Source organism: Cyclobacterium xiamenense (genome assembly GCF_009467825.1).
GTDB lineage: Bacteria > Bacteroidota > Bacteroidia > Cytophagales > Cyclobacteriaceae > Cyclobacterium > Cyclobacterium xiamenense.
Genome location: NZ_WIOK01000005.1, coordinates 186,677 through 211,879, shown reverse-complemented (window position 1 = coordinate 211,879; position 25,203 = coordinate 186,677). Strand labels below are relative to the sequence as shown.

Sequence of the window (25,203 nt, the reverse complement as noted above, 5' to 3'; positions counted from 1 at the left end):
ATTCCTGAATTTTCATTTTCCTTTAATCCGCTTATTGCCGGTTATTTCTATATTCCAAATAAGCGTTTAGGTATTTTTGATTCATTTCATCTGAATCCCCATACTCCTTCCGAAGATCCTCCAATTTTTGGTGCAGTTCTTCCCTCACTTCTGCATAATCAGGGTCATCATAGACATTGTTCATTTCTTGGGGATCCTTTTCCAGATCATACATTTCCCATTCATCAATGTCATAATAAAAATGCATCAGTTTATACCTTTCCGTGGCCACGCCGTAATGCCGCTTAACCATGTGGACGGAGGGGTATTCGTAATAGGTATAATATACCGCATCCCGCCATTCATCGGATTGGCCGCTTACCAGGCCTCTGAAAGAATCCCCCTGCATTTCCGGGGCAGCCTCCACCCCGGCGTATTCCAGCAGGGTAGGCGCAAAATCCAGGTTTTGGACCAGTTTATCGATCTCAGTCCCCGGCTTAATTTCTTTAGGATATCGCATCAATAAGGGGGTACGGAAAGATTGCTCGTACATAAACCTTTTGTCAAACCAGCCATGCTCTCCCAGGTAAAATCCCTGATCGGAGGTGTATATCACAATGGTGTTCTCTGCCAGCCCATTTTCTTCCAGGTAGTCCAATACCTCTCCCACCCCATCGTCCACGGATTTGATGGTTCTCAGGTAATCCTTGATGTACCTATTGAATTTCCAAACTCCGATTTCTCTTTCCTTTTCTTTGTACTGAAAGGCAACACCTTCGGCTTGGGGGTAAGCATCCAAAAATGCCTGGTTTTTTGGATTGTAAGCCTCTCGCCACTGAGCCAATTGTTCCTCATTAAACCGTTCCAATTCCTTGGAAAAACCCGTTTCGTTTCCTTCCGGGTCCACCTCGAATTTGAAATCATGACCCCACCTGGCATGTCCGTCAATTTCCATTTCCTGGGTCTTGGCGGCCGTTCCCCTGCCCTCGTAGTTTGTTTCATCGTCAAAATAATTTGCTGGCGGTGTGAACGTTTTGTCGTCGTACAAGGTCAGGTATTTTGGTGCAGGCTTCCAATTTCGATGAGGGGCCTTTTGGTTATAAATCATCAGAAAGGGCTTTTCCTTATCCCGACCTTCTTTTAGCCAATCCAAGGCAAATTGGGTAGTGAGTTCCGTCACATACCCTTCAAACCGCTTGCGTTCTCCATTCACCAGAAAATCCGGATTATAATAATGACCCTGCCCGGGCAATACCATGGAGTGGTCAAATCCCTGGGGCAAACCATCCAGGTGGATCTTTCCGATCATGGCGGTAGTGTAGCCCGCTTTTTGAAGCATCTTGGCAAAATTATTCTGGTCCCAGTCAAAAGGTTGTACATTGTCCACTTTCCCATTGAGAAAGCTGTGTTTTCCCGTCAAAACTACCGCGCGACTGGGGGCACAAATGGAATTGGTAACTGTGGCCCGGGTAAAAATCGCGCCTTCTTTAGCCAATCGATCAATCTGGGGCGTTTCATTTAATCCGTAACCATAGGCGCTGATGGCCTGATAGGCATGATCATCGCTCATGATAAAAACGATATTGGGCGGGGATGTTATATCCTTTTCTTCTGTGTTGCAGGCGGCGGTAAGGATGGTACCTAAAAGAAGGCTACCGATTATACGATTACTTTTCATAAACATTAGGTTATGTTTCTTTTAACGAAGAAAAACACTACGGAATCTTCACCCCAACCTTCAAGCATTATGCAACCAACAAGTGAACCATTTTCTCAGATAAATTTCCAAAAAAAGAGGGTAAAAGCGTGAAGTACGTGAAACGAAGAGAATCTAATACCCTTCATTTTGAGTTAAATTTGGATTTCGTTCAATTTCAGTTTGTGGAATTGGGTACCTTACTTGATGGTCCAGAGCAGGTTTCCCGCGCTCTTTTGCCATTTCTATAAATTTTCCATGACGTATCAGATCTTGCCTTCGCAATGCCTCCGTATGGAATTCCCTACCTCTTTCGTCTAGTATAAAATCCCTTAAATCTTCCTTGCTTGGAAAATCGTTTACGGCGAAGGTGGAAACACCGGCAGCCTCCCTAACCATGTTTAACAAATCTATGGATTCTTGATTTGGACCATTGATTTCGTTCAAAGCCTCCGATCTGGAAAGCAGGATATCTGCGTACCTTATAAAAGGGAAATCATCCGATGAACGGCTTATCCCCTGACTCGGATATTCAGGGAATTTCATACTTCGTGCATTATCCTTGCCTAAAACAATTGTCTCACCTTGCGCATTGACAAACTCAAATAAAAATGCATTTAACCTCTCATCCTCAGGTTCAAAAAGTTCTAAGAAAGCAGACCATATCTTATACTCAGCAGCAAATATGGCACGAGGAGGATATTTCCATTGATAGCCTCTGGGAACGACATGGCTTAGCCAGCCATCTCCAGTATTATCGTCCGGATTATCTGACATAACCGCCACAAAGATGAATTCATTGTCTCGTTGGTTTTCCGGACTGAACAACTCTGTTCGATCACCTTGGATAAATAAATCATATTTTCCAAGGTCCATTAGCGATTGGGCAGCAGATGCAGCTTCCGTCCACTTTTTTGTCATCATATAAAACTTGGTCAAGACTCCAAGTGCAGCCCCTTTAGTAGCTCTTCCGTATTCGGAATTTCTTGGTTGCACAGGCAATGCATCCCCCGCAGCTATTAATTCATTTTCAATGAATGAAATTATTTCTTCCTCAGAAGCTCTTGCTGGTCGATCCGTTACCGTTGTTTGGCTATCGGTAATAAGGGGAACAGGCCCAAATAGATCATACAAAAGATAATAGTTGAATGCCCTCAAAAACCTGGCCTCCGCAATGGTTTCCCTTTTTCTATCTTCATTCATTTCAATAGCATCCGCATTATCGAGGACGACGTTTGTTCGGAAAACCGTACGGTAACGGCGTTCCCACATATTTCTGATCCATTGGTGCGAGCTGGTCCAGGTGAACTCTTCAATGGGTTCGTTGAAGGTAAATATTCCGCCGCCTCGTTCCAGGGCAATATCTGTATTTACTTCCTGCAACGTCATGCCGTCTCGCTTAATATCGCTGTACCTTATTTCACCATACACCGAATTAAGGACTACGTCAAGATCGTCGCCGGTATTGAAAAAATCATTGGGACTTAAGACAGTAAAGGTTTCTTCTTCCAATAAGTCTTCGCATGAAATTAGCACTGAACAAATCATTGCCAACCAAATAAGTGATTTTATCTTTTTCATCTGTTTTATAATTTTTTTTATTCGTCAGATGCCCGCCTGTCGGCAGACAGGGAATCTTTGACGATTAAAATAATCATTGCCCTGTGTGTTTAATGATGAATTTAATCGTGTCGATTTCATGTTTTCAAAAATTTATATTAATTCCGATTGCATATGTTCTGGCAAGTGGGTAAGCGCTATAATCAATCCTTAAATTCGAAGTTCCCAATGAGTTGATATCTGGATTATACCCACTATAGTCGGTCCAAGTGATCAGGTTCTGACCTGAGGCGAATAACACTAAGGATGAAATGCCCTTAATAGTTAAGTTTGGAAATCCGTAGGCTATCCGGGCGCTTCTTAGTCGTATAAAAGAAGCATCTTCGACCACCCTGCTATTGAAATCATAGGTACGGGAGGGATTCACGAAAGAAGGGGTCTCGTTCGTCGGATTATCAGGGGTCCACCTATCCAAAACATAGGTTTGTCTGTTTCTTAAATCATCAATTGGATTTTCAGAATCAATTTTTGTGAAATTTGCCAATTGAAACCCAAATTTCCCCTCTAAGAATACGTCCAGCGAAAACCCTTTATAGGATACGGTATTGTTTAGCCCAAGGGTAAAATCAGGAAACGGGTCCCCTATTATGGTTCTATCTTGATCGTTAATCACATTATCACCGTTTAAATCCCTGAATTTCCTACTGCCCACAGCACCATTTGTCTGAGAAGGTGAATTAGCCAACTCCTCTGCGGACTGAATAATCCCATCGAACACATGACCAAAGTAGGCATTAACAGGCTGGCCCACTTCCAATATTGTAAAATCTTGCATGAACCGGGTACCGCCTTGCAGTATCCTTGGCAGCTGACCAAGATTAATAACTTCATTCTTCACGGTGGCCATATTTATATCTGTTATCCATGAAAAATTACCGACGAAGTTCCTTGACGACAACGAAAATTCAAAACCACTATTTCTGGTATCCCCTACATTTTGCAAAGAATTACCAAAACCTGTAGTAGTAGGAATGGGTAAGAGCAATAATAAGTCCCTGGTATTGTTTTGAAAGTATTCAACAGAACCGGATATTCTTCCGGAAAGCATACCAAAATCGACTCCCAGGTTAAAGGATTCCGTTGTTTCCCATTTTAGATCGGGATTTGCCAATTGTGTAGGCGCAATGGATTGAAATTCATCCCCATTAAAAACGGAGATTGGTCCGGACCCCAAAAGAACAAGCGATCTTCCATTATCAATTTCCTGATTTCCGCTCACCCCAAAACTAGTCCTTAATTTAAAATCGGAAACAAAACCGTCCTCTGGGAAGAAAGCCTCATTGGATAGGTTCCACGCAAGCGCTCCCGATGGGAAGTAGGCGAATTTGTTGTTCGCACCAAATCTGGAAGACCCATCTGCCCTAAATGATGCCGTCATCAAAAAACGTTCGTCAAAAGAATAGTTCACCCTGCCAAAACCTGAAACAATATTGTTTTTCCCTTTAAATGACCCTACTTCATTTAGTAAAGGATCTCCTGAACCTAAATTATTTGGTCCAAAGGATGTCGTTGGGAAATCCATTGCACTAGCATTAAACCCTAAAGTCATGAATTCCTGATAGGAATAACCACCAAGCAAATTTAACTTATGCTGACCATTAATTATTTTATTGTAATCCAATGTAAATTCATAAACAAAACTATTGTTTTCTCTCAAGCTTTGGGTAGCCTGACCTTGTCTTAAAAGTCCAATTTGAGTCACGATATCATCAAAAGTATCACTTCTCGCAATGCCCTGATCTAAACCAAAATTTAGTTTTGCCTTCAAATCACTGATGATCTCATATTCCAAAAATGCATTACCAAACAGGCGTGTTCTTCTTTCAAATCGATCCATCGTTCGAGCTTGGGCTACAGGATTACTCAAATCCTGCAGGCTGGTTGAATAGGCTCCATCGCTATTAAATATCGGTTCTGTTGGTGGTAATTGTAATGCCGCCGCAATCACTCCAGCTGTAGCGTTCACTCCAAGACCAAGTGGTACTTGATCCTCGTTTACATAACTATTATTGAAATTGATCCCTACCTTTAACTTATCACCTACAGAATGAGTTAAATTAATCCGGCCAGAAAATCTTTTAAAACCGGAACTTATTACAATCCCGTCTTGATCAAACGCATTCAAGGATAAGTAATACTGGGTATCTTCAGATCCCCCTGAAAAAGAAACCCGATGTTCCTGAATGGGTGCGGAGCGAAATATCTCACCTTGCCAATCGGTACCAGCGCCTATGGTGGTAAAGTCATTTTGACTAAAGATTGGTTCCCGACCCCTATCGATGTACACATCATTATAAAATGACATGTATTGTTGGGCATTCATCATGTCCAATGTTTTGGTAGCAGCTTGAATACTGGTCGTTACATTGTAACTTACAGTTAACGGACTATTTCGCTTCCCATTTTTGGTGGTTATCAACACTACCCCGTTTGACCCTCTTGCCCCGTAAATTGAGGTAGCAGAGGCATCCTTTAACACTTCTATGGATTTTATATCAGAAGGATTTAAGGAATTTTCCGGATTGGCTCCGGGAAGTCCGTCAATTACATATAGCGGTTCGTTTCCTGCGGTTATGGAATTAGAACCTCTAATTCTAATAGAAAAATTTCCTCCAGGTCTGGCGCTTGCCTGCGTCACCTGCACACCTGGAAGCCTTCCCTGAATGATCTGCTCTACCGATGCCTGGGAATCCGTATTCAATTTATCCGCCTGAATGGAACTGACAGACCCCGTAAGGTCACTTTTTTTGACTGTTCCGTACCCTACAACCACCACTTCCTCCAAAGAAGAGGCATCCTGTAACAGGGTAATATTAAGGGTGGTTTGGGTGCCTACTTCTACCGTTTTTGATTCATAGCCAATGTACGAAAAAACCAGCGTGGCGCCGTCCGGAACGGAAATTGTATAGTTGCCGTCAATATCGGTGACGGTGCCCGTGGTGGTGCCAAGTAGGGTAATCGATGCTCCAGGCAGTGGCTCACCATTTTCGTCGGTTACGATTCCGGATACAATAACATCCACTACCACCTCTGTAGTCAAAATTGGCTCTAGCGGCTGTGTATCCGGGACTGCCCGTTGGACGTGGATATTGCGATTGACTTGTTTGAAATACAAGCCCGTCTGTTTGCCAATGACCGAAAGCACCGCATACAGACTTTGCGTCCCCTCACCGATGGTAACCCTTGGGATATCTCTCAATTCTTTATCGGTAAATACGAAACTAAACTCCGTGGTCTTTTCGATAAGCGAAAATGCCTTTTCGATTTTGGCATTGTCAAGGGAAATGGACACCATAACTTCTTCAATATCCTTCACCTGTGCATTGCCATTCCAGGCAAACAAAAAACTCATGGACAGGACTTGAATCAGAAATGCGTAGGTAAATAGTTTGGTCATGCGTATAACATGGAATAGTACAAGATTTTTCATACCTTTACGCTGTTTGTTTTAAAACTATAGTGAATGGTTTTGGATGAACGAAATCCGGAAATTCCCTGGCAGGACCTTCCGGAGAATGATGGGCTGGGGATGTTGGCGCATTCCCAGCCTTTTTTTATCAAGGGTCTTAGATCATAGGCTGTGGGGATTTATTCTTAAATCGAATGGTTACGTTTTCTTTTTCGATGGTATAGTCAAATCTGGCAGAAAATTTCAATCCTTCCAGAACGTTCTCCAGGGTCTCGTCCTGAAACTTTCCGGAAAGCAACACCCGCTCTCCAGATCGGTTTATAACGCGAATTTGCACCCCGTACCAGTTTTCGAGTACCCGAATGGCCTCTAAAAGCGGCGTCTCCTGAAAAACAATGCGTTTTTTGGTCCACCCGATTACCCGGTCTGGATTAAATTCGCTCTTTACCAGCCGAGCTTTTTCGATGTCTATTTTCAGTGCTTCTCCAGGAACCAATAGGACCGGCGCCTCCGGAAAACCCTCTCGGTTGACGGCCACTTTTCCGCTTAGTAAAGAGACATCTACGGTTTCTCCTTCGTAGGCCTTCACATTGAAACTGGTTCCCAGGGCAGTGGTGGTGGTATTTCGGGAACGAACCCGAAAGGGACGCAGCGAATCCTCTGCTACCTCAAAAAAAGCCTCTCCTTTTAAAAAAACATTTCGGTCACCGGTACCGAAATTTTCCAGGTAGCGTAATTCACTTCCGGAATTGAGAACGACTTGCGAGCCGTCACTAAGGGTGAGGTAGGATTTTACACCCGGGACAGTGGTATGTGTCAGGTAGCGGACCGGAGAAGGCGCAGTAACTTGCGGCAATGGGGGCTTCGAAAGTATCCGGCCCGAAAGATACCCCAAGCCCAGAGATAGAACCAGTACACAGGCTACCCGAAAACCAAAATGCTGGTAAATTTTCGCAGGAGAAGGACTGTGTGGCTTATGGCGTTCAAAGGTAGTTAAAGAATTCAGTAGGACCACTTTTTCCTGTCGGATCGCTGCTTGCCCGGATGCCTTTTTTTCAATGCCTTTCCACAAACCCAAAATTTCCGTTTCAGAGAGGTGGGCTTTATTCTTTGTATTCATCTGTAGGATGATCAACCGTGCCTGGTTTGCGGCCATGTACCGGGAAGGGTGTTTGGTCAACAAGTCCTCCCAGAAAAGATTGGATGCAGCATTGGGCTGCAACACCCACCTTCTGAAAGTTGGATCCAATACAAAATCTTCTGCGGTATAGCTGGATATATCCATAAATACAACCACATAAGTCCACACAATAAAAAATCTATCCTATTTCAGCATAAAACGGTTGAAATTTACATTAAATTTAAAGTTTGGGCTATCCGAATAAAAACGCGGTAAAATAAAGTGCGTCTTGATAATAAAATGATAAGTATCATGCCAAAAATGCCTTGAGGAGCAGGCTTATTAGCAACAGTCGTTTCTTTAGATTCCCGATGGCCTTCCAGGCAAGGGTATAAACCGATTGCACGTTGATTCCCATGATGATGGAGATGTCTTCGTAGCAATGGTTTTCGTAGTACAACAGGTGGATCACTTCTTGTTGACGGGAAGGAAGCGATTCCAATGCCTCGCTAAGGTTTTTTCGGGTCTTTTGGGAGGTGTGTACAGCAGTTCCTGCTTCTTCGGGTTCCGTTTGTAACGCGTTCTCCAGTTCTTGGTGTAAATATCCATACCGCTTTTTGTCCCTTCCTATCTCTTTATGGATACGGTTACTCAGGCATTTGAAAAGGTAAAGCCGTGCATTATCGGTAGCTTTTACCGAATCCCGGTACTGCCAAACCGTCAAAAAAACCTCCTGTATGCAATCTTTTACCAGGCTTCGATCCCCCTTTATGGACATGCCCAACCGAAAGAGTTCCCGAACGTATTTCGTATACAATCCTTCCAGCCCGGCCATATCGCCCACTCTGATTTGGTTCCAAAGCGCATGATCGTCAGATTCCGAGCCAACTCCATCAATCGAGGCTTGTTTATACATAGCAGGTAAATTGGATTTAGATCTTTTTAAACTAATAAAATTCGACCAGTATAAAAAGGACGAAGGCCATTTTTCTCTTTTTTCGAAACCACGCAAGGGATCGGAGTTCCAAGGTTCCCATTTTTGACTTGTACTGGAAAAGGAACCGCAGCCACATTACTTTATGTTGCTACTTTTTCATCCAGATCTGCAAAGACCATCTACCAGGGGACCAACATCGCATGGATACCCCCAAACGAAGGAAGGTGCATCGCCGGCGCCTTTGGCAAGGCAAGGTCACCCGGGAAGGCCTAGCTGAGATACAACAGCCTGCACGCGAAAAGTAAAACCGCTCCTGATTTTTAAAAACGTATTCCAACAACTACAGATTAAATATCGTCATCATCCCGGATTCAACTACGTGGCCCAAGGAAAGGAGGTACAAAAAAAAGGTGTTTGACGTTGGCAGGTCCATAGATCGGCGAATCAACGGCAAATATCAACAGGATGTTCCCGGTCTGCCCATTCAAACCTGTGCTGAACCTGCGAAAGCAGAAATGCAAACGGACCTATGGGAAAACAGGAAACTACAACTTGCTATTGGCCTTATTTTCCAATTCATCCCTATTTCCATCTGGCGAGGAGCATCGATTTTATTGGATCACTGCCTTATTGATGTAACCAGGACAACGCAAGCAATTTCACCCGCCTGGTTTAAATCCAGCCGAAAAGCTGTGCCGCATTGGCTCCGAGTATTGCCGCCTGTTCCTGGGGGGAGAGGTGAGAGAGGTAACCCAGCAGGTCCTGACGGTAGCGGAGGTAGGAGTCTGCCGTCGCATCTCCACTAAAGCCTCCTCCATAGATCATTCGTTCAGCGCCCCAGGCATTGGTCAATTGGCGGATGATCGGTCCTACATCCTGGTGAGGATAGCGCTCTGGTGGAGGAATCGATGAAAGCTTCATCACGGTGTTGGGAAAGTCAGCCCAGCGTATTACCCGGGCATGCTCCTCCGGTGATCCCTGAAACGGACGCCCAAGGTGGTCGATGATCACCGTGGTATCAGCGAATTCCCGGATGTACCGCTCGAAGCCGGGAGCATAGCGGGGTTCGAAATGCAATTGCACCGCAATCCCGGCGTCGGCAACGCTGCGCCACCATTTACGGAGTTCTGGTTTCCCAAATGGAGGCAACCTATCTGGAACGTACGCATGAACCCTCGAGGCCACTATGTTTCCTTGCCGTTCCCTCAAAAACCCTGGCATGGCTGCCAGCGATTTCGGCCGGTCAGCAAAAAACAGGCAGGTACCCTTCAGTCGACCGCCACCGACTTCCAGACAATGGTCCAGGTAGCGATGGTCGTCTTGGTAGGGTTCCGGATGGACGACGATCGCGTACTTGACTCCTGCTCCGTCCATACAACTCAGCAGGTGTTCCGGGGTGGCAGCAGAAGCTGGTCGGTAGGGTCCATTGGGGTGATACGGGAATTCCTGGCTGTCAGGACCATCAAAACAGTGCAGATGGGTATCGACGAGCGGCGGATTAGTCCGAGTCTTACCCAATCCCGACATCGAGGTCAGTGCGAGGCCCGCAATTGATCCGCCTAAGATGCCCAAACAGTCACGGCGGCTGATGCTATTTATCTGGCTGTTTCGTTTGGATCGGCTTTGTTGCGCGGCAAAATAAACGGCTGTTGAGTCGTCATTTGTAGCAAAAGGTTCCATTCTCAAGGCTATATGGGTTTGGGGTTAGTCTAGCTAAAAGTTACTACAGTCTTGTTTAAAAGCCAAATAAATAGAAGAATGAACCGGTATTAATTTTTTCCTGGCAAAGCATTTGCCTTGAGTAGCTACACCCGTGCTGTATCAACGGATGTATCTGGATTCATCCATTTCTTTGGCACTATCCCCGAGGTTTTCCCTAGGTCAGAAACCATCTTACCCCGAAATACCATTCGACAGGTACTTGTTGTTGGACCCTTTTCGGTTGCACCGCCGCTTTTTTTAACCCGGATTATAAAGACCTTTCCTTCGACCCGTTCCAGCAACTCGCCCATCTTCGCGGTTCGGTAATCGGCATAGAAAGGCTGAACCTATTCCGGATCCGATACATTCACGGAGTCGATTTTTTGGGCTGCCATGGACCAAATCAACCGATTTCGGGTAAAAAAAAGCTGACCATTTGGATGGGAAAATTGCCTTACCGGATGGGAGCAGGTCCTTCAGGTCGCACTAAGTTCGTCATCGCTTGCTGGGAGCGGGAGCGTTGACCCGGGCATCCGGCACTTCCATTCGTATCCATAGGCATCCGGACGGGACGCAAGCAATAAACCTGGAACGATCTTCGGTCAAAAAAAACCCATCAGTAAGCGGTCAACTTTTTGAGCAATTGCGGGTTTACTTCCTGCAGGTAAGCATGAAGCTTCTTGTCCAGTTCCTCTGCCTTTCCGGGCTGGGCCGCGTTCAAATCATTGGTCTCCCCAAGGTCGGTCGGTAGGTGGTACAACTCCAGGTTACCGGTTTTCCAAAACCGAATGAGCTTATAGTCTCCCTGAATCAGGGCCGAGTGGGGATAACCATCGCTGTATCGGTGAAAAACCAGGAAATCATTCGTTCTTCGAACCTCACCGATTCCTTCCGATTGCAGCAGGCCAGCAAAACTTCCTCCATCCAGGTTATCGGGTAGCTGACCCCTGTATCCGGCGAGTGTAGCAAGAGTTGGCAAAATATCCCAACCTCCCACCGATTCCCGACACGTACTACCCGCTGGAACTCCTGGACCTTTTACGATGAAGGGGACCCGTATCCCGCCTTCGTACAGGGTCCATTTACCGGCACGAAGCGGTGCATTCCGCAAGGGGCGATAGAAACTGTCTGGGTGTTGCAGTTTTTGGCGGGAGGGTACCGGGGGCAGCATTTCCACGGACCCATTGTCCGCCATCAGTAAGATATAGGTATTTTCGGAAATGCCCAGAGAGGCGACCTTATCCAATACCTGACCGATGGTGGCATCCATGTCCTCCAGCATTCCCGCCCAGGCCGGGTGGTGGTGCTTCGTTCCTTTCGGTTTGTTCCGGTATTTCTCCAGGGTGGCTTCGCGGGTCTGCATGTCTACATGCGCAGCATAATGCGACAGCTGCAAATAAAAAGGGTTTCCCGCACGCACCTGTCGTTCCATAAAGTTGATGCCCCTTCGGGTGATGGAGGCGCTACGCTTGGGATCATTGGTAAGAAACACTGCCTCCCATTTATCGTCCTTTCCCGTCATTAAATTACCGTGTGCATTCCCGGTATCTCCGTCGCTTTCATCGAAGCCCAAATCTTCGGGGAAAATGTCCGCCCGCAAATCCCACTTGCCGAAATGAGCGGCCCGATACCCTGGGTCAATGCTTTTCAGTACAGCCGGAATGGTCAACAGAGGCAAATTCGACCGGGGATCATGCGTATCCGGGAAGGTCTCATCCCCCAGCCTCGCGGGCGTTTGTCCAAATAGGATGCTCCTTCGGGTAGGCGAGCAGATGGCAGCCGGCGCGTACGCATTGGTAAAGCGCATGCCTTCCCTTGCCAGGCGATCCATGGAAGGCGTTTCAAAAAAATCGCTTTTGGATGCCGGAATACGGTCGTCCATGCCGATGGAAGTGCTACTCCACCCCTGGTCATCGGTGAGAATAAAAATAAAATTAGGGGGATTTGCCTGTTTTGGAGTAGAAATGCTGCTTCCAGCTGCCGTACACAGCAGCAATAAAAGTAAAAAAACAAAACGAACACTTTTCATGATAAGTAGATACGCTTACAGCCAAACGTTTGAATACCTGTGATTTACCATTCCAAGCGGTTCTGTTTGCAGGCACCCATTATCTTTTCCAAAAAGTGGCAGAAAATGAATGTGATCCGTGAGGGTTCGAACCATGAATTACAGACCAATAGGAAAGTACGGCGCAACACCTTCAACGTTCAGCTCACCCCCAATGTTAAATTTTTCAACTGATTTATAACCTTTCAGGAAGGAAATTTACTGTTTATAGGCCATAGGTTGGTTTCTTTTGATAAAAAAACGATCCTTCACCCTACTCTTTAGCGGATGGATTTGGCTTGGTATCCCTTACCCTATTTTTCCATTCCAGACGCTACTCCATGACTTGTTGTTTTTCCGATTCTTATATTTTACATGAATTAGTTTGTTCTTTTCAAAAGGATCTTCTGAAAGAGTATCTAGTATTCTACCAAAGGTCTTCCCCGTAAGACCATCCTTCGCGAACAGGTTCCTTTATGTAGGCATCCAACTCCGGACGACCAATGGCCTTCATGTTTTTTGCGTCGTAATTAATAGTTCCGCCAAAACGCTGTGCAAGTACCCCGACAAGTCCCATTTCGGTTAAGTCTGCACCATAATCGAAGTTTGATCCCGGCAAGGTGTCGTTTTTAATGGCCGCCACCCATTCCTGTACCGGTTTTTCTTCTTCCACTCTAGGAATGGTTTCTGCTGGTTTATTCTTTTGGAAATCGATCCATTCTTCTTCAGGAACAAGTAATCGGGGATTATTTGGACGACCACCATGGTAAAGGGTCTTCTTCGAACCAATCATGATCATCCCATTATCCGGCATTTCTTCGAGCCCATACTCTTCCTTCAATTCCGGTTTGCCCATGCCTTCGATCCATTTCATGGTAACAGGTGGTTTCGTACCGCGAGCTCCAAATTGCCAGGTTATCGTTGATTCCTGTGCAATCATGCTATGATCCGGAACTTCGGGGTTTGGTACCACGGCGTCTACGGTATGTGGCATGCCCAGATCCAATGCCCAGAAAGGAGCATCCAAGGTATGACAACACCAGTCGGCCATCGCTCCGCTACCAAAATCGTAGAAAGTTCTCCATGATTTAGGTGCATATTCATTGTTAAAAGGAAGATCCGCTGCGGGACCTTTCCATAAATCCCAATCCAATTCTTTGGGTACTTCATGTACTGGAAATGGAAACCCGTCAGGCTTCGAGAAATATCCATCCGGACTAAACCTTGTCGGACCACCCCACCTGATCACTTCTCTTACCTCTCCAAGAACCCCTGCATCATACCATTCCTTTACCAGTCTGATTCCATGGGTTGTATGTCCCTGATTTGCCATTTGCGAAACAATGCCATAATGCTTTGCTGCTTTTTTCATGGTACGGCATTGCCAAATATTATGCACCAATGGTTTTTCGACCAATACATGTTTCCCAAGTTGCATGGCAGCCATTGCTGCAGGGAAATGGGTGTGGTCAGGCGTAGCGATCATTACGGCATCAATGTCGTTGGCCATTTCGTCGAACATCCGCCTGAAATCTTTGTACTTTTTAGCTTTAGGCACCGTTTTGTAGGCATTTTCAGTCATTCTGTCGTCCACGTCGCACATGGCCACTATATCCTCTACGGCAACCTGACTCCAACTCGCACGACCTCTGGCTCCTACACCGATCATTGCAAAACGCAATTTTGTACTTGGCGGACGTTTAATAAAATTAGGAATAAATAATGCTCCTATACCCGCTGTTGAAGCTGATTTTAAAAATGTTCTTCTTGTTGTTTTCATTATAATTTTACTAAATGATCTGATCCCTAATCGGTTACCTTCTTTTTTCACTAAGCCAATCCTAGTTTTACTACATTCAAAAACCGGGTAGATAAGCTTTCCACCTACAGAATCATAATTATTCAGGTAATATCAAAGTAAATGGGTTAGAATTTGCCAGATTAATTGTTAAAGTTTTGAAAATTCACGTTTCAGAACACACTTCTTCGCTTCTAGCTGTCACGTGATGATGCCTTCCTTGCCTTTTTGTCCCGGAAAGTGATTTTGGTGTGAATGCGGCGGCCGATCAATTATAATTGGGATTTTGCGTTAGTTCTGCTTCGGTGTTTGCATCGATTTCAGATTGAGGAATCGGTAGCAACTCATCCCGTCCAACCGTAAACGTAGGCCCAGAGACCGGATTGTACATCTGGATTCTCTCTCCTAAGAGCCCCACTCTCCTCAGTGTCAGCTGACGAGGTTCCTCAATGACCAGTTCACGCGCCCGCTCGTCCAGTAGATAGTGGATATCCACGTTTCCGGGATCGACCGGTGTGGCATTTGCCCGGGATCTGACCACATTGATGTCATTAGCGGCATTGACATTATCCCCGTTTTTGAGGTGTGCCTCTGCCCGTAACAGATACGTCTCGGCAAGTCTGAAGATGTATACGTCGTTGTAGATATTTCCTCCCGGATCATATCCCTGAGGGTGTCCCATGGGCATGGAGGCCTTTTTGATGTACACAAAAACATTTCTAACCTTTTGGGCTTCTGTGGGCACAATCACCTCTCCAAAATGGGCCGATTCCGGATTATTGATCACGAATTCCCTTTGCATGTTATGGGGGGAATTACGAATATCGTTATCAAAATCGGATTCCCATATGGTAGAATCCAGGTAAACTGAGGGCCGAATAAACCCAACCGGACGCCCCCAAAATTCATCCCTTAGAATCGCCTGAAGGCCGTCTGGGGTTCTTACGGGATCCATGAATGGCCCCCAGGCCCGCTCGGTACGATTAAAGCTCCCCGCTCCGCCGGGTAGATTAAATTCAATTTGCGCGGTCCAAATAACCTCTGTATTGGCAGGGTCGTTCTGATTGCGGTACCTGAACAAATCCCAGAACACATCCCCTGGTTCGCCGGCGAAGGATCCGAACCTATCGTTCATTAATTCGTACTGGCCATCGTCTATCACCGCACTTGCTGCCTGAATCGCTAAATCATAGTCTTCTGTGGATATATAGGTTTCTGCCAATAAGTGATCGGCTGCGGCTTTAACCACGCGTCCATTGTTTGGGTTTTCTACGGGCAAATTTTGAGAAGCAAACTGTAAATCAGCAATCATGAAGTCCAATACCTGATCCCTGCTGGCCCTGACAAAATCGAGTTTTACCCCTGCGATTTCTCCATCGATGATCGGGACTCCTCCATAATGGTACACCAGATACCGATAGGCAAAAGCCCGATAAAACCTGGCTTCTGCGATTACTTCATCTTTATCCGAGGGCTGGTCCCAAGCGACGTTTTCATTTTCTGCACGAGTAATGATGACGTTTGCATCTTTAATGATGATGTAGAGCAGATTCCACAAACGGCTAGGGTAGTTTGTGGTGGGGTTAATGATGGAATAGTCTCCGAAGAAATTTTTCCTATCCCAATACCACCCGATATCTGTCCCATAATTAAGACTCATTAAGTCATCGCGATCGGACCATGCCGTTCCAGGTGCATCGGGGACAAACAATGCCCGGGTCATGCTATAAACACCTACCAACCCAGCTCTGAAACCATCCGTATCAACGAAGGTAGTTTCCGGACTTAAAAAGCTTCTGGGGATTTCTTCCAAGATATCATCTTCGCAAGAAAGGATCATTGGCGCCATCAACATGCATAGCGCAAAGATCAGTTTATTATATATTGAGTTGTATGTTTTCATTTGAATTCGTGTTTTTGTTAAAATGAGGCATCCAGACCAAACGTAAATGTCCGCATTAGCGGCACGTTCTGGATCGAGGTTGCATTTTCCGGATCATAGCCGCTCCAATTCGTAAAGGTGTAGAGGTTTTTGATGCTCGTATAGATCCTTAGGTTGGAAAAGCCTATTTTATTTAACAGTTCATTCCCCAAGGAATACCCCAGGTTAACATCTTGTATTCTGACAAAACTTCGATCTTCCAGGTAGGGATGGTTTCTCACGGGAATGTAGTCGATACTTGCCACGGTGTTGGACGGATTATCGGGCGTCCAGTAGGGAATGTCCACTACATTGAATCTTTCTGTCCAGGATGAAAACTGTGCATTCGGGTTGTGCATAAAGATGTTATTTCCGACATAGAAATTTCTGGCTCCGCCTCCCTGAATTGAATTGATCATCACGTATAGCGAGAATCTTTTGTATCGCAAAGTGTTGGATACACTGAATGAGTAATTGGGATTGTTTGAACCCAAAATGTGCCGATCATCACCACTGAGTTCCCCATCACCGTCGTAATCAATGATTCGAAAATCCCCCGGCTCGTATCCGGGAGGCAGATCGCTTTCACCCTGCTGGTGTATTCCATCAATGCCAAAACCGAAAATGGTACCCAAAGGATGTCCGATAAACCATCCGTTTGCAATATCATCGTCTTCGACCCCGTCGCCATTTTCATCCGTTCCGTATAGTTTTTGAATTTCATTTCGCTGACGTTCAAAAATCAGCCCGGTTTCCCAGGTAAAATCCGGCGTCTGTATGTTTAGCGAATTCAGGGCAATCTCTACGCCTTTGTTACCAACCTGCCCGATGTTACTCAATATCGATGACTGCCCTGTCGTTTCGGGAAGAGCCCGATTAAGCAACAGATCACTTGTAGTAGACGTGTAATAGTCGATTGTACCGGTTACCCTGCTTCCAAGAATTGAAAACTCTGTGCCAAAATTATAAACTTCTGTTGTTTCCCAACCTAAATCATTGTTGGCCAGAGAGTTTACAAAAACGCCATTCGCAATTCCGCCACCATCACCAAACACAGCATTTCGGCTGGCTAGTCTGGCCAGCGTTTGATACCGGGCAATTGCCTGATTGCCGTTTTCACCATAGGAAGCCCTCAATTTCAATCGATCGAAGAAATCAACATTACTCATAAAGGGTTCGTCAGAAATGATCCAACCCAATCCGAGCGCTTTGAACGTGGCATACTTATTTCCCGCTGCAAACACCGAGGAACCGTCCCTTCGGAGGGTGGCCGTCAGGGAAAATTTGTCATCAAAAGAATAGTTTACCCTACCCATGAAACCCAGGTTGTTTTGCTCGCTAAAATCACTTGAAACGGATTGAATTGCCCCCAACTCCAAACTGTAATATCCCAGACTTTGATTGAAGAAATCAGAGGATACTGCCCGGAAATTAGAGGCTTTTCGATACTCCCGACTGTATAGAAAGGTCCCATCAATTGCGTGACGGTTATTAATCACCTTTCGGTAGTTCAGGATATTATCAAATATTCGGTAGAAATCATCAAAAGACTGTTGAGAGGCTACTCCGTTGCTTTGCTGCGCGAGCCTGTTATCCTGAAAGCGATTTGCTTGTCGATCTCCCTTGTTTAGGGAATAATTCATGGTCCATCGCAAGCCGGGAATAAATGGTACATCCAACTCACTGGAAAGCAATCCCCATAAATCCGTTCGTATGTCCTCATCGTCAATCAAGGTGGGATAATACGGATTCTCAAAAAAGGGATCATCCATTGGAAATTGACGAAGGCCTCCATCTGGGTTTCTTAAGCTGCTGTAAGGACTGAGGCCATAAAGTAAGTTTACCGGAACACCCGAATAGTCTAAAGAGGTAAATGAAGATCGCACACTTACTTTAAACCAGTTAGTGATCTCATTGGATAGATTTACACGAAGTGTTCTTCGCTTAAAATTATCGTTTTCGACGATTCCCTTTTCATCGAAGATGGTCCCCGAAATGAAGTATTCGGTGGCATCGTTACCCCCTGAAATACTTAGGTTGTAATTTTCAGTAGTCGATGGATTTACCAATTCATCGTACCAGTCTATGGTCGTTCCTGACAGGTAATTTTCAGCCTCGATCGGGTTTAGGTAATCGGTGATGTTTTCCATCAGGGCTTCCTGTCCGCTTGCCTCCCGGAAATCAAGCACCTTCTGTATGTAATTCGGTCCATCAAGGACATCTATTAATTTCACCGGGTTGGAGATCCCGTAGTTCGCACGGAAATTAAAGACCGGCTTTCCGGTTTTTCCTTTCTTCGTTGTAAGCAGTATCACTCCGTTCGCAGACCTTGATCCATAGACTGCGGCCGCGCTGGCATCTTTCAGAATATCCACTGTTTCGATATCATTCGGATTGATATTATTTAAAGACCCATTATATATGACACCGTCTACGACAATAAGCGGATCGTTTCCAGCGGTTATCGAGTTTGTTCCCCGTACACGTAGGGAGGGCTCCTCTCCCGGACGATCCGGTGTACCGATCGTCATGCCGGCTACACTTCCTTTAAGTGACTGAAGAATGTTGGTATTCAACAAATCTTGCGTCTTCTCGGTATTCATCCGTGCAACTGAGCCCGTGACATCGGACCTTTTTTGGGTACCGTATCCGATCACCACCACCTCTTCCAATGAGGACTCATCGGGCATCAGGGTAATGTTGATGGTGGTCTGGGCGCCAATGGCTACGGTTTTCGATGCATATCCGATGAAGGAAAATACCAATGTTGCTTCTTCAGAAACCACAAGTGAGTAATTGCCATCAATATCGGTTACCGTACCTGAACTTGTACCTTGTACCGTTATGGTCGCTCCCGGTAGCGGATCTCCATTTTCGTCCGTAACGGTACCCGAAATGGTTACATCCTCATAAAAATCAACAGCTGTTTTTTCCGCTATTTCAATTATCCGTAAAACGGGGCCCTCCCCGTTTCGTGCCAGTGCCGCTCCCACGTTGACACATTGAAGTGTGAGTGCAAAGGCTACAACTTTTTTCAAGTAGATCGCCTTCCTTGGTAGTAATTTCCTCATATAAATACAGTATTAATTTGGTTGTCCAACTACATAAATATTTACTGGGAAAATATCGTTTGAGCACGGAAAACGATGAAAGGTGAAAAATAACGTTATCCTGACTACCTGAATAAAACTCTTTCCCGCGCTGCGAGAAAGGTTTTGGTTAAGGCTACCTGTCAGCAGGTAAGCATGATCATTTTAGCCCGTTCCATTCCCTGTTCTCAGCAGGGGTCCAGGCACGTTCCGCGTTTTGGGAAGTGGCAACAGGATTCAAATGAATTTTCTCAATGAATATTTGTGATTAATTTTTACCGATTTTAGTTACGAAAAAAAATACTGGAAAGCAACTATTTTACACAAAAACGAACCAAATTATCGATTTCAAACTTGCCAATTTAACGTAGTGATTACCCCTATTTTATCTTAATAGGGTACCATTTATTCTGTAGAGTATCCTGATCTGATAAGTTTTTCCTATTAAATTTTCTTCCATCCCGGCCTCGGACTGCGATTTTTTTTCTACCTACAGTACTTTGATTGTAACGTAATTTGGTCTAATTTCCCGAGCTAATTAACTAGTTGAACAAGCAGGTTCTGCACGATGTTAATTTGCATTTATTCATCCTTTAATCACAAACTATGTTTAAATTCTTACCTAACCTATCGGGATTGGTAACTCCTGTAACCCGATTGCTTGGAGGTCTTTTTTTAATGACCCTCCTTGCCTCCCAGTTTGCCTGGGCGCAAAACCGCTCGTTGAGTGGTACAGTCACCTCCGGCAGTGGTGAACCGCTGCCTGGAGTAAGTGTTCTTTTGGAAGGTACAAACACCGGTACCGTCACCAACATTGACGGAGAATACCGGATCAATGTACCTTCTCCAGATGCCAACCTGGTTTTTTCATTTATTGGATACCAATCCAAAAGGCTGCCGGTCGGTAGTCAGTCGGTACTAAACGTTACGCTTGAGGAAGACCTGGCCCAACTTGGGGAAGTGGTTGTAACCGCCTTCGGTGTGCAGCAAGAGAAAAAATCGCTGGGCTATGCCGTGCAGGAAATCAAGGCAGCATCCATCGTAGAAGCGCAGCAGCCCAACCTGGTCAATGCCTTGCAGGGAAAAATCGCCGGTGTTCAGATCAACAATTCCGGTGGAGCACCCGGAGCCTCTTCTGTAATTTTGATACGCGGAGGAACCTCGCTTAGTGGTAACAACCAGCCTCTATTCGTGGTGGATGGTATTCCGATTGACAACAGTGCTCCTACGGGTAGGGGAGTCGGACTAGGAGCTCAGAATACGGTAAACTCTAACCGGGGCATAGACATCAATCCGGAGGACATTGAGTCTATCACTGTGCTTAAGGGACCAGCGGCGGCGGTACTTTACGGCCTCCGCGCTTCAGAAGGTGCCGTAATCATCACCACCAAAAAGGGTACAGCCGGACAGGCCCGTATTACCTACAGCAATGCCTTTTCTTTTGATGAAGTCAACCGCCTGCCCGAATTACAAACCCGGTTCAAGCAAGGGGTCAACGGCGATTTCAACCCCGAGGCCAGAATTTCCTGGGGTCCTGAGTTCGGTCCGAATGAGACCGTTTATGATAACCTGGGAAACTTCTTCCGTACCGCCACCACCCAGCGACACGATATTTCGGCTTCAGGGGGTAACGAACGCTCGACCTTTTACCTCTCCGCCAGCCGTTTTGACCAAAACGGTGTGATTGAGAATACAGATTTCAACCGTACTTCTTTCCGTATCACCGCGGAAACCAAACTGTCTGATAAGCTAAAAGTCGGCGGCTCTGCCAACTACACGAACACCCAAAACTCTTTTGCCCTGCAGGGCTCGGGCGTTGCAGAAACCAATATCATCGGTGCCACGGGAGGTGGCGGGGGTGGTACCATGCGTGGTATCTACAACTGGCCGCTCAACGACGATATGCGCAATTACCTGAATCCGGATGGTACGCAGCGTACCATCCTGGGTGTCGCGCAAGATGCTGCTTTTATTGACAACCCCTACTGGAGTATTTACAACAACCCCAACACCAGCAATGTCAATCGCATGATTGGCGTGGCCAACCTTTCGTACGATCCGGTGGATTTCCTCAATATCACCTATCGGGCCGGTACCGATTTCTTCAATGAAGAGTTTCGTAGTGTAAGGGGTACGGGTACCGTGATCGGTGGAGAAGAAAGAGGCGCCATTACCGAAAACGACCGATTTAATCAAATCACTACTTCCACCCTGCTTGCCACGCTCAAGCATTCTTTTCCCGGGGAGTTCAATGCCAACCTGACCCTGGGACACAATGTGGAAATAGCACGAAGCGTCACTACTGACTGGTACGGCCGAAATTTCATCGCGCCAAATTTCCCAAGTATCAACAACGTAGAGCAAAGTGACCGTACGGTATCACAAGGAGGCTCCCGCCGCCGTATCGTTGGCGCATTTGGAGACTTGAACATGGACTGGAAGTCCATCGTCTTTTTAAACGTGCGTGGGCGTAATGACTGGTCTTCTACCCTACCGCCCAATGCCCGTTCGTTCTTCTATCCTTCCCTTAGCACCTCTATTGTCGTCTCCGACCTGCTGGACGAGATAGGTGTTACCAATGATGGACCCAAAAAGACACTGTCGTTTGCCAAAGTCAGGGCTTCGTGGACTCGAGTGGGTAAAGATGCGCCGCCTCACGTATTGGGCAACCGCTACTTCAACACCACCAACTCGTTTACCGCCGCTCCTCGTGGGTTTATCGTCGATACCTACGCGTTTGGAAGCCCCGACCTGCGTCCGGAGTTTACCAATGCCTTTGAAACCGGATTGGATCTTCGTTTCTTTAGCGGCCGCCTGGGAGTAGACTTTACCTATTATACGATGAGCTCTGATGATCAGATCCTCTTTACACGAGTACCTCCTTCGGCAAGTTCATTCATCGCCTACCTCAACGGTGGACGTATTGATAACGAGGGAGTCGAACTGATGGTCAATGCCGTGCCTGTCGCCGGCAATAAGTTCAGATGGGAAACGGATATCAATTTCTCCAGAAATACCTCTACCGTAGTTGATCTTCCCGGTACCCTGGACCGGGTGGAGCAATCGGATGCTTCTGTAGACGGTTTTGTGGCACAAGGAGCAGGCTTCCTGGGCGCTTCTCTCTTCGGTATCAATGGTGATGTCTGGAAAACCAATGAAAATGGTGTTTTATTGCTAAACAACGATGGCTATCCGCAAATCGACCCGATTAAGCAGATCATTGGAGACCGTAACCCGGATGCCCTTATCGGTATCACCAATACGTTGCGTTACAACGATTTGTCCCTTTCCTTTCTATGGGACATTCGGATCGGAGGGGACATCTACAATGCTACCGAAAACGCCCTGGTTCGTAGCGGGCTCAGTACCAAGACCCTTGATCGTGGCACCACGACCGTATTTGACGGAATAATAGAATCGACGGGTGAGCCCAATACCCAGCAAGTGGTATTGGATCAGAATTTCTACCAGCTAATCTATCGCGGAAACGGTCCAGCCTTTGTCGAGGATGGTAGCTGGTATCGCCTACGCTACGTGACACTCTCCTACCGCTTGCCAAAACCCCTGCTCGAGAAAGTAAATATCAAAGGGCTGGAGTTCTACGCCACCGGACGAAACCTGATCCTGATCACTGACTACTCTGGCGTAGATCCCGAAGTAAGCTCTGGAGGTGCCGGTGTTGCCGGAACCGGTTCTATGGGCATGGACAATCTAGGTGTACCGGCTACCAGAGGTCTCGACCTGGGCCTTAGATTGAGTTTTTAATCAAATAATTGCTGAAGAAGATGAAAATCAGAACTATATACAAACTATTCCTTGGCCTGGTGCTGAGTTTTACGGCTACTTCCTGTGAGGATTTTCTGGACGTCAATGCCGATCCAAACAACCCCTCTTACATTCCGGTAGAGAACCGTATCATCGGTGCAATCACCATGTCCAATGGGGCCTCCCAGTGGCGGGCCTCTCGGGAAATCACCGCGGTGGTGCAATATGCGGCGTCCGGCGTGCAAGCCTCGGGTGCCGAAACATGGAACTTTAGTGCCAGTAACTTTTTCTGGCAGAACGCCTATACCTGGGCTATCCCCAACTGTGTGGACCTGGTGGTCCAGGGGCAAGAGGAAAATTCTCCTCACTTTGCGGGGGTAGGACGTACCCTGGAAGCACTCAACTTTGGCATGCTCACCGATCAGTTTGGACGCATTCCGGTAACCTCTGCCTATGACGGCGTGAGCCAGGTAAACCTGACACCCGCTTTTGATGAGCAGGAGCTCGTATACCAGCTTGTCATTGAAAAACTGGACGAAGCGATCGCATTCTTTAATGCCAGTGAGAATGCGAAAGGGCTTAATCAGGCCGGAGGAGATATCATGTACCAGGGAGATGTGAATAAATGGCGTCGCTTTGCCTATTCACTCAAGGCACGTTACCTGAACCACTTAAGCAAGAAAAGCAACTACGATCCCCAGGCGATTCTGGCGGCCGTAGAAAATGGCTTCAATGGAGATGGTATGGACGCCGAGTTTCCCTACCTGGAGGGCGGACAGGCTACGGAAGCCAATCCATGGAGCAATGTAGGCTACGGAGGATTTACCAGCCCCACCAGCCCGCGCTATTTCTCCTATACCCAGTTCTTTGTGGACCTGCTCAAAACGCTCCCGGTGACCAATTCAACGTACACTGACCCGCGTATCGGTATCATCATGAACCCCGCTCCGGCAGATGGTGAATTTCGCGGACTCATTCCGGGCGAAGGTGTGCCGGGCGGGCGTGAGGGAACCGGCCCTTTTTTCAATGGGGACGATTATGGCCGGGTCACCGGAGGCTTTTATTCCCGACCCGACTCACCCTTTCCGTTTATGACCTACTCAGAGCTGAAGTTTATCGAAGCAGAAGCCCGTCTGAGATCGGGTGACAACGGGGGGGCATTGGTAGCCTACGAAGAAGGTGTCCGCGCCAATATGCGAAAATTGGGAGTACCTGCCGATGAGATGGATGCTTTCTGGCAGGCCTTACTGGATGATGGGGTGAACGCCCATTTTAATGACCAGACAACCGGTCTCAGCCATATCATGCGGCAAAAATACATTACCCAGGTTTTCAACCCCGAAACCTGGGTAGACATGCGCCGCATGGACTTTAGCCAGGATATCTACGGACCTTCGCTACGCCAGCCTTCCAACCTCAACCCGCTATTTGGTCCGGGAGAATGGATGAGGGCCATGATCTACGAAGGAAATGAGATGGTTAGAAACGGTGACAACGTGGGGGATAACAGCCCGGAAGTAAGACTAAAAACACCGCTTTGGTGGGACACTGCCGACTAAGGTTTACAAAGCTGCTGGTGAAAGCTGCTCCAACGTTGTTGGGGCAGCTTTCTTTTTAAGGGGGCGTTTCAGCCGATTTTTCATTATTAGCGAAGATAAGGTTTTCTACTGGCGTGCATCGTTCGTGTTAGCTGGATGTTTTTTTACTGCCAAGCAAAACATAAAGAGTAGGGACACCACTACTCAAAAAAAATATTTCAGTACAAATGGTTGGCAGTTACCAGGTGAAGTGGAAGACTGCTTTCGAGCCCCGATCCGAAATCCAGGGGACATGGAGAAACCTCGACCGAATCGCTCACTGGAAAGGACTGGCCGGGAAACCATCGCCCAAATTACCGAAAACATGTATCGTCAATACATTCTCGGGTACAGTTCAAAAACACTGGCCAGTCGTGGATCGCTTCCATCATCCTTGTGCTCAACCTCCTCAAATTGGCGGGGATGGCACTCCCGCGCCTGCGTTTTTCAGCGTGGAGGGGGCTGAAATACACCATCAAGAACATATTAATCCAGATTCTGGAAAACCAAAAAGCACAAAACCAGGCCAGAAAGCTCTCTGGGC

Annotated in this window: 12 protein-coding genes; 2 read left to right on the top strand and 10 right to left on the bottom strand. The window is 46.5% G+C overall.

Annotated elements, in window-relative coordinates:
- Positions 1-31: 31 nt before the first annotated feature.
- From GCU44_RS05695 to GCU44_RS05650, 10 genes are all read right to left on the bottom strand, one after another.
- A complete protein-coding gene (locus GCU44_RS05695; RefSeq protein WP_154854969.1) occupies positions 32-1,657 on the bottom strand; it encodes a sulfatase family protein in 1,626 nt (541 codons plus the stop codon).
- 153 nt (positions 1,658-1,810) lie between these two features.
- A complete protein-coding gene (locus GCU44_RS05690; RefSeq protein ID WP_154854967.1) occupies positions 1,811-3,256 on the bottom strand; it encodes a RagB/SusD family nutrient uptake outer membrane protein in 1,446 nt (481 codons plus the stop codon).
- A 124-nt stretch (positions 3,257-3,380) separates the two neighbouring features.
- A complete protein-coding gene (locus GCU44_RS05685) occupies positions 3,381-6,725 on the bottom strand; it encodes a SusC/RagA family TonB-linked outer membrane protein (RefSeq protein WP_154854965.1) in 3,345 nt (1,114 codons plus the stop codon).
- A 136-nt stretch (positions 6,726-6,861) separates the two neighbouring features.
- Positions 6,862-7,989 (bottom strand): FecR family protein, encoded by a 1,128-nt coding sequence (locus GCU44_RS05680; protein WP_154854963.1) that lies wholly within the window; start codon positions 7,987-7,989, stop codon positions 6,862-6,864.
- A 145-nt stretch (positions 7,990-8,134) separates the two neighbouring features.
- Positions 8,135-8,740: an RNA polymerase sigma factor gene (locus tag GCU44_RS05675; RefSeq protein WP_154854961.1), complete on the bottom strand. Its 606-nt coding sequence runs from the start codon at positions 8,738-8,740 to the stop codon at positions 8,135-8,137.
- 693 nt (positions 8,741-9,433) lie between these two features.
- Positions 9,434-10,441 (bottom strand): amidohydrolase family protein, encoded by a 1,008-nt coding sequence (locus tag GCU44_RS05670; protein WP_154854959.1) that lies wholly within the window; start codon positions 10,439-10,441, stop codon positions 9,434-9,436.
- Between the two features lie 637 nt (positions 10,442-11,078).
- Entirely contained in the window at positions 11,079-12,491 is a 1,413-nt protein-coding gene (locus tag GCU44_RS05665) for a sulfatase (RefSeq protein ID WP_154854957.1), read from the bottom strand.
- Between the two features lie 445 nt (positions 12,492-12,936).
- On the bottom strand, positions 12,937-14,289 hold the full coding sequence (locus GCU44_RS05660; protein ID WP_154854955.1) for a Gfo/Idh/MocA family protein: 1,353 nt from the start codon (positions 14,287-14,289) through the stop codon (positions 12,937-12,939).
- 286 nt (positions 14,290-14,575) lie between these two features.
- Entirely contained in the window at positions 14,576-16,210 is a 1,635-nt protein-coding gene (locus GCU44_RS05655) for a RagB/SusD family nutrient uptake outer membrane protein (RefSeq protein ID WP_154854953.1), read from the bottom strand.
- A gap of 17 nt (positions 16,211-16,227) precedes the next feature.
- Positions 16,228-19,299, bottom strand: coding sequence for a SusC/RagA family TonB-linked outer membrane protein (locus GCU44_RS05650; RefSeq protein ID WP_154854951.1), 3,072 nt, complete (start codon positions 19,297-19,299; stop codon positions 16,228-16,230).
- Positions 19,300-19,923: 624 nt separating this feature from the next.
- On the opposite strand from GCU44_RS05650, the gene GCU44_RS05645 reads away from it, so the two are divergent.
- Both GCU44_RS05645 and GCU44_RS05640 read left to right on the top strand, forming a co-directional pair.
- Entirely contained in the window at positions 19,924-23,082 is a 3,159-nt protein-coding gene (locus GCU44_RS05645) for a SusC/RagA family TonB-linked outer membrane protein (protein WP_154854949.1), read from the top strand.
- 20 nt (positions 23,083-23,102) lie between these two features.
- Positions 23,103-24,641, top strand: a complete 1,539-nt coding sequence (locus GCU44_RS05640) for a SusD/RagB family nutrient-binding outer membrane lipoprotein (protein ID WP_154854947.1) — start codon at positions 23,103-23,105, stop codon at positions 24,639-24,641.
- Positions 24,642-25,203 lie beyond the last annotated feature (562 nt).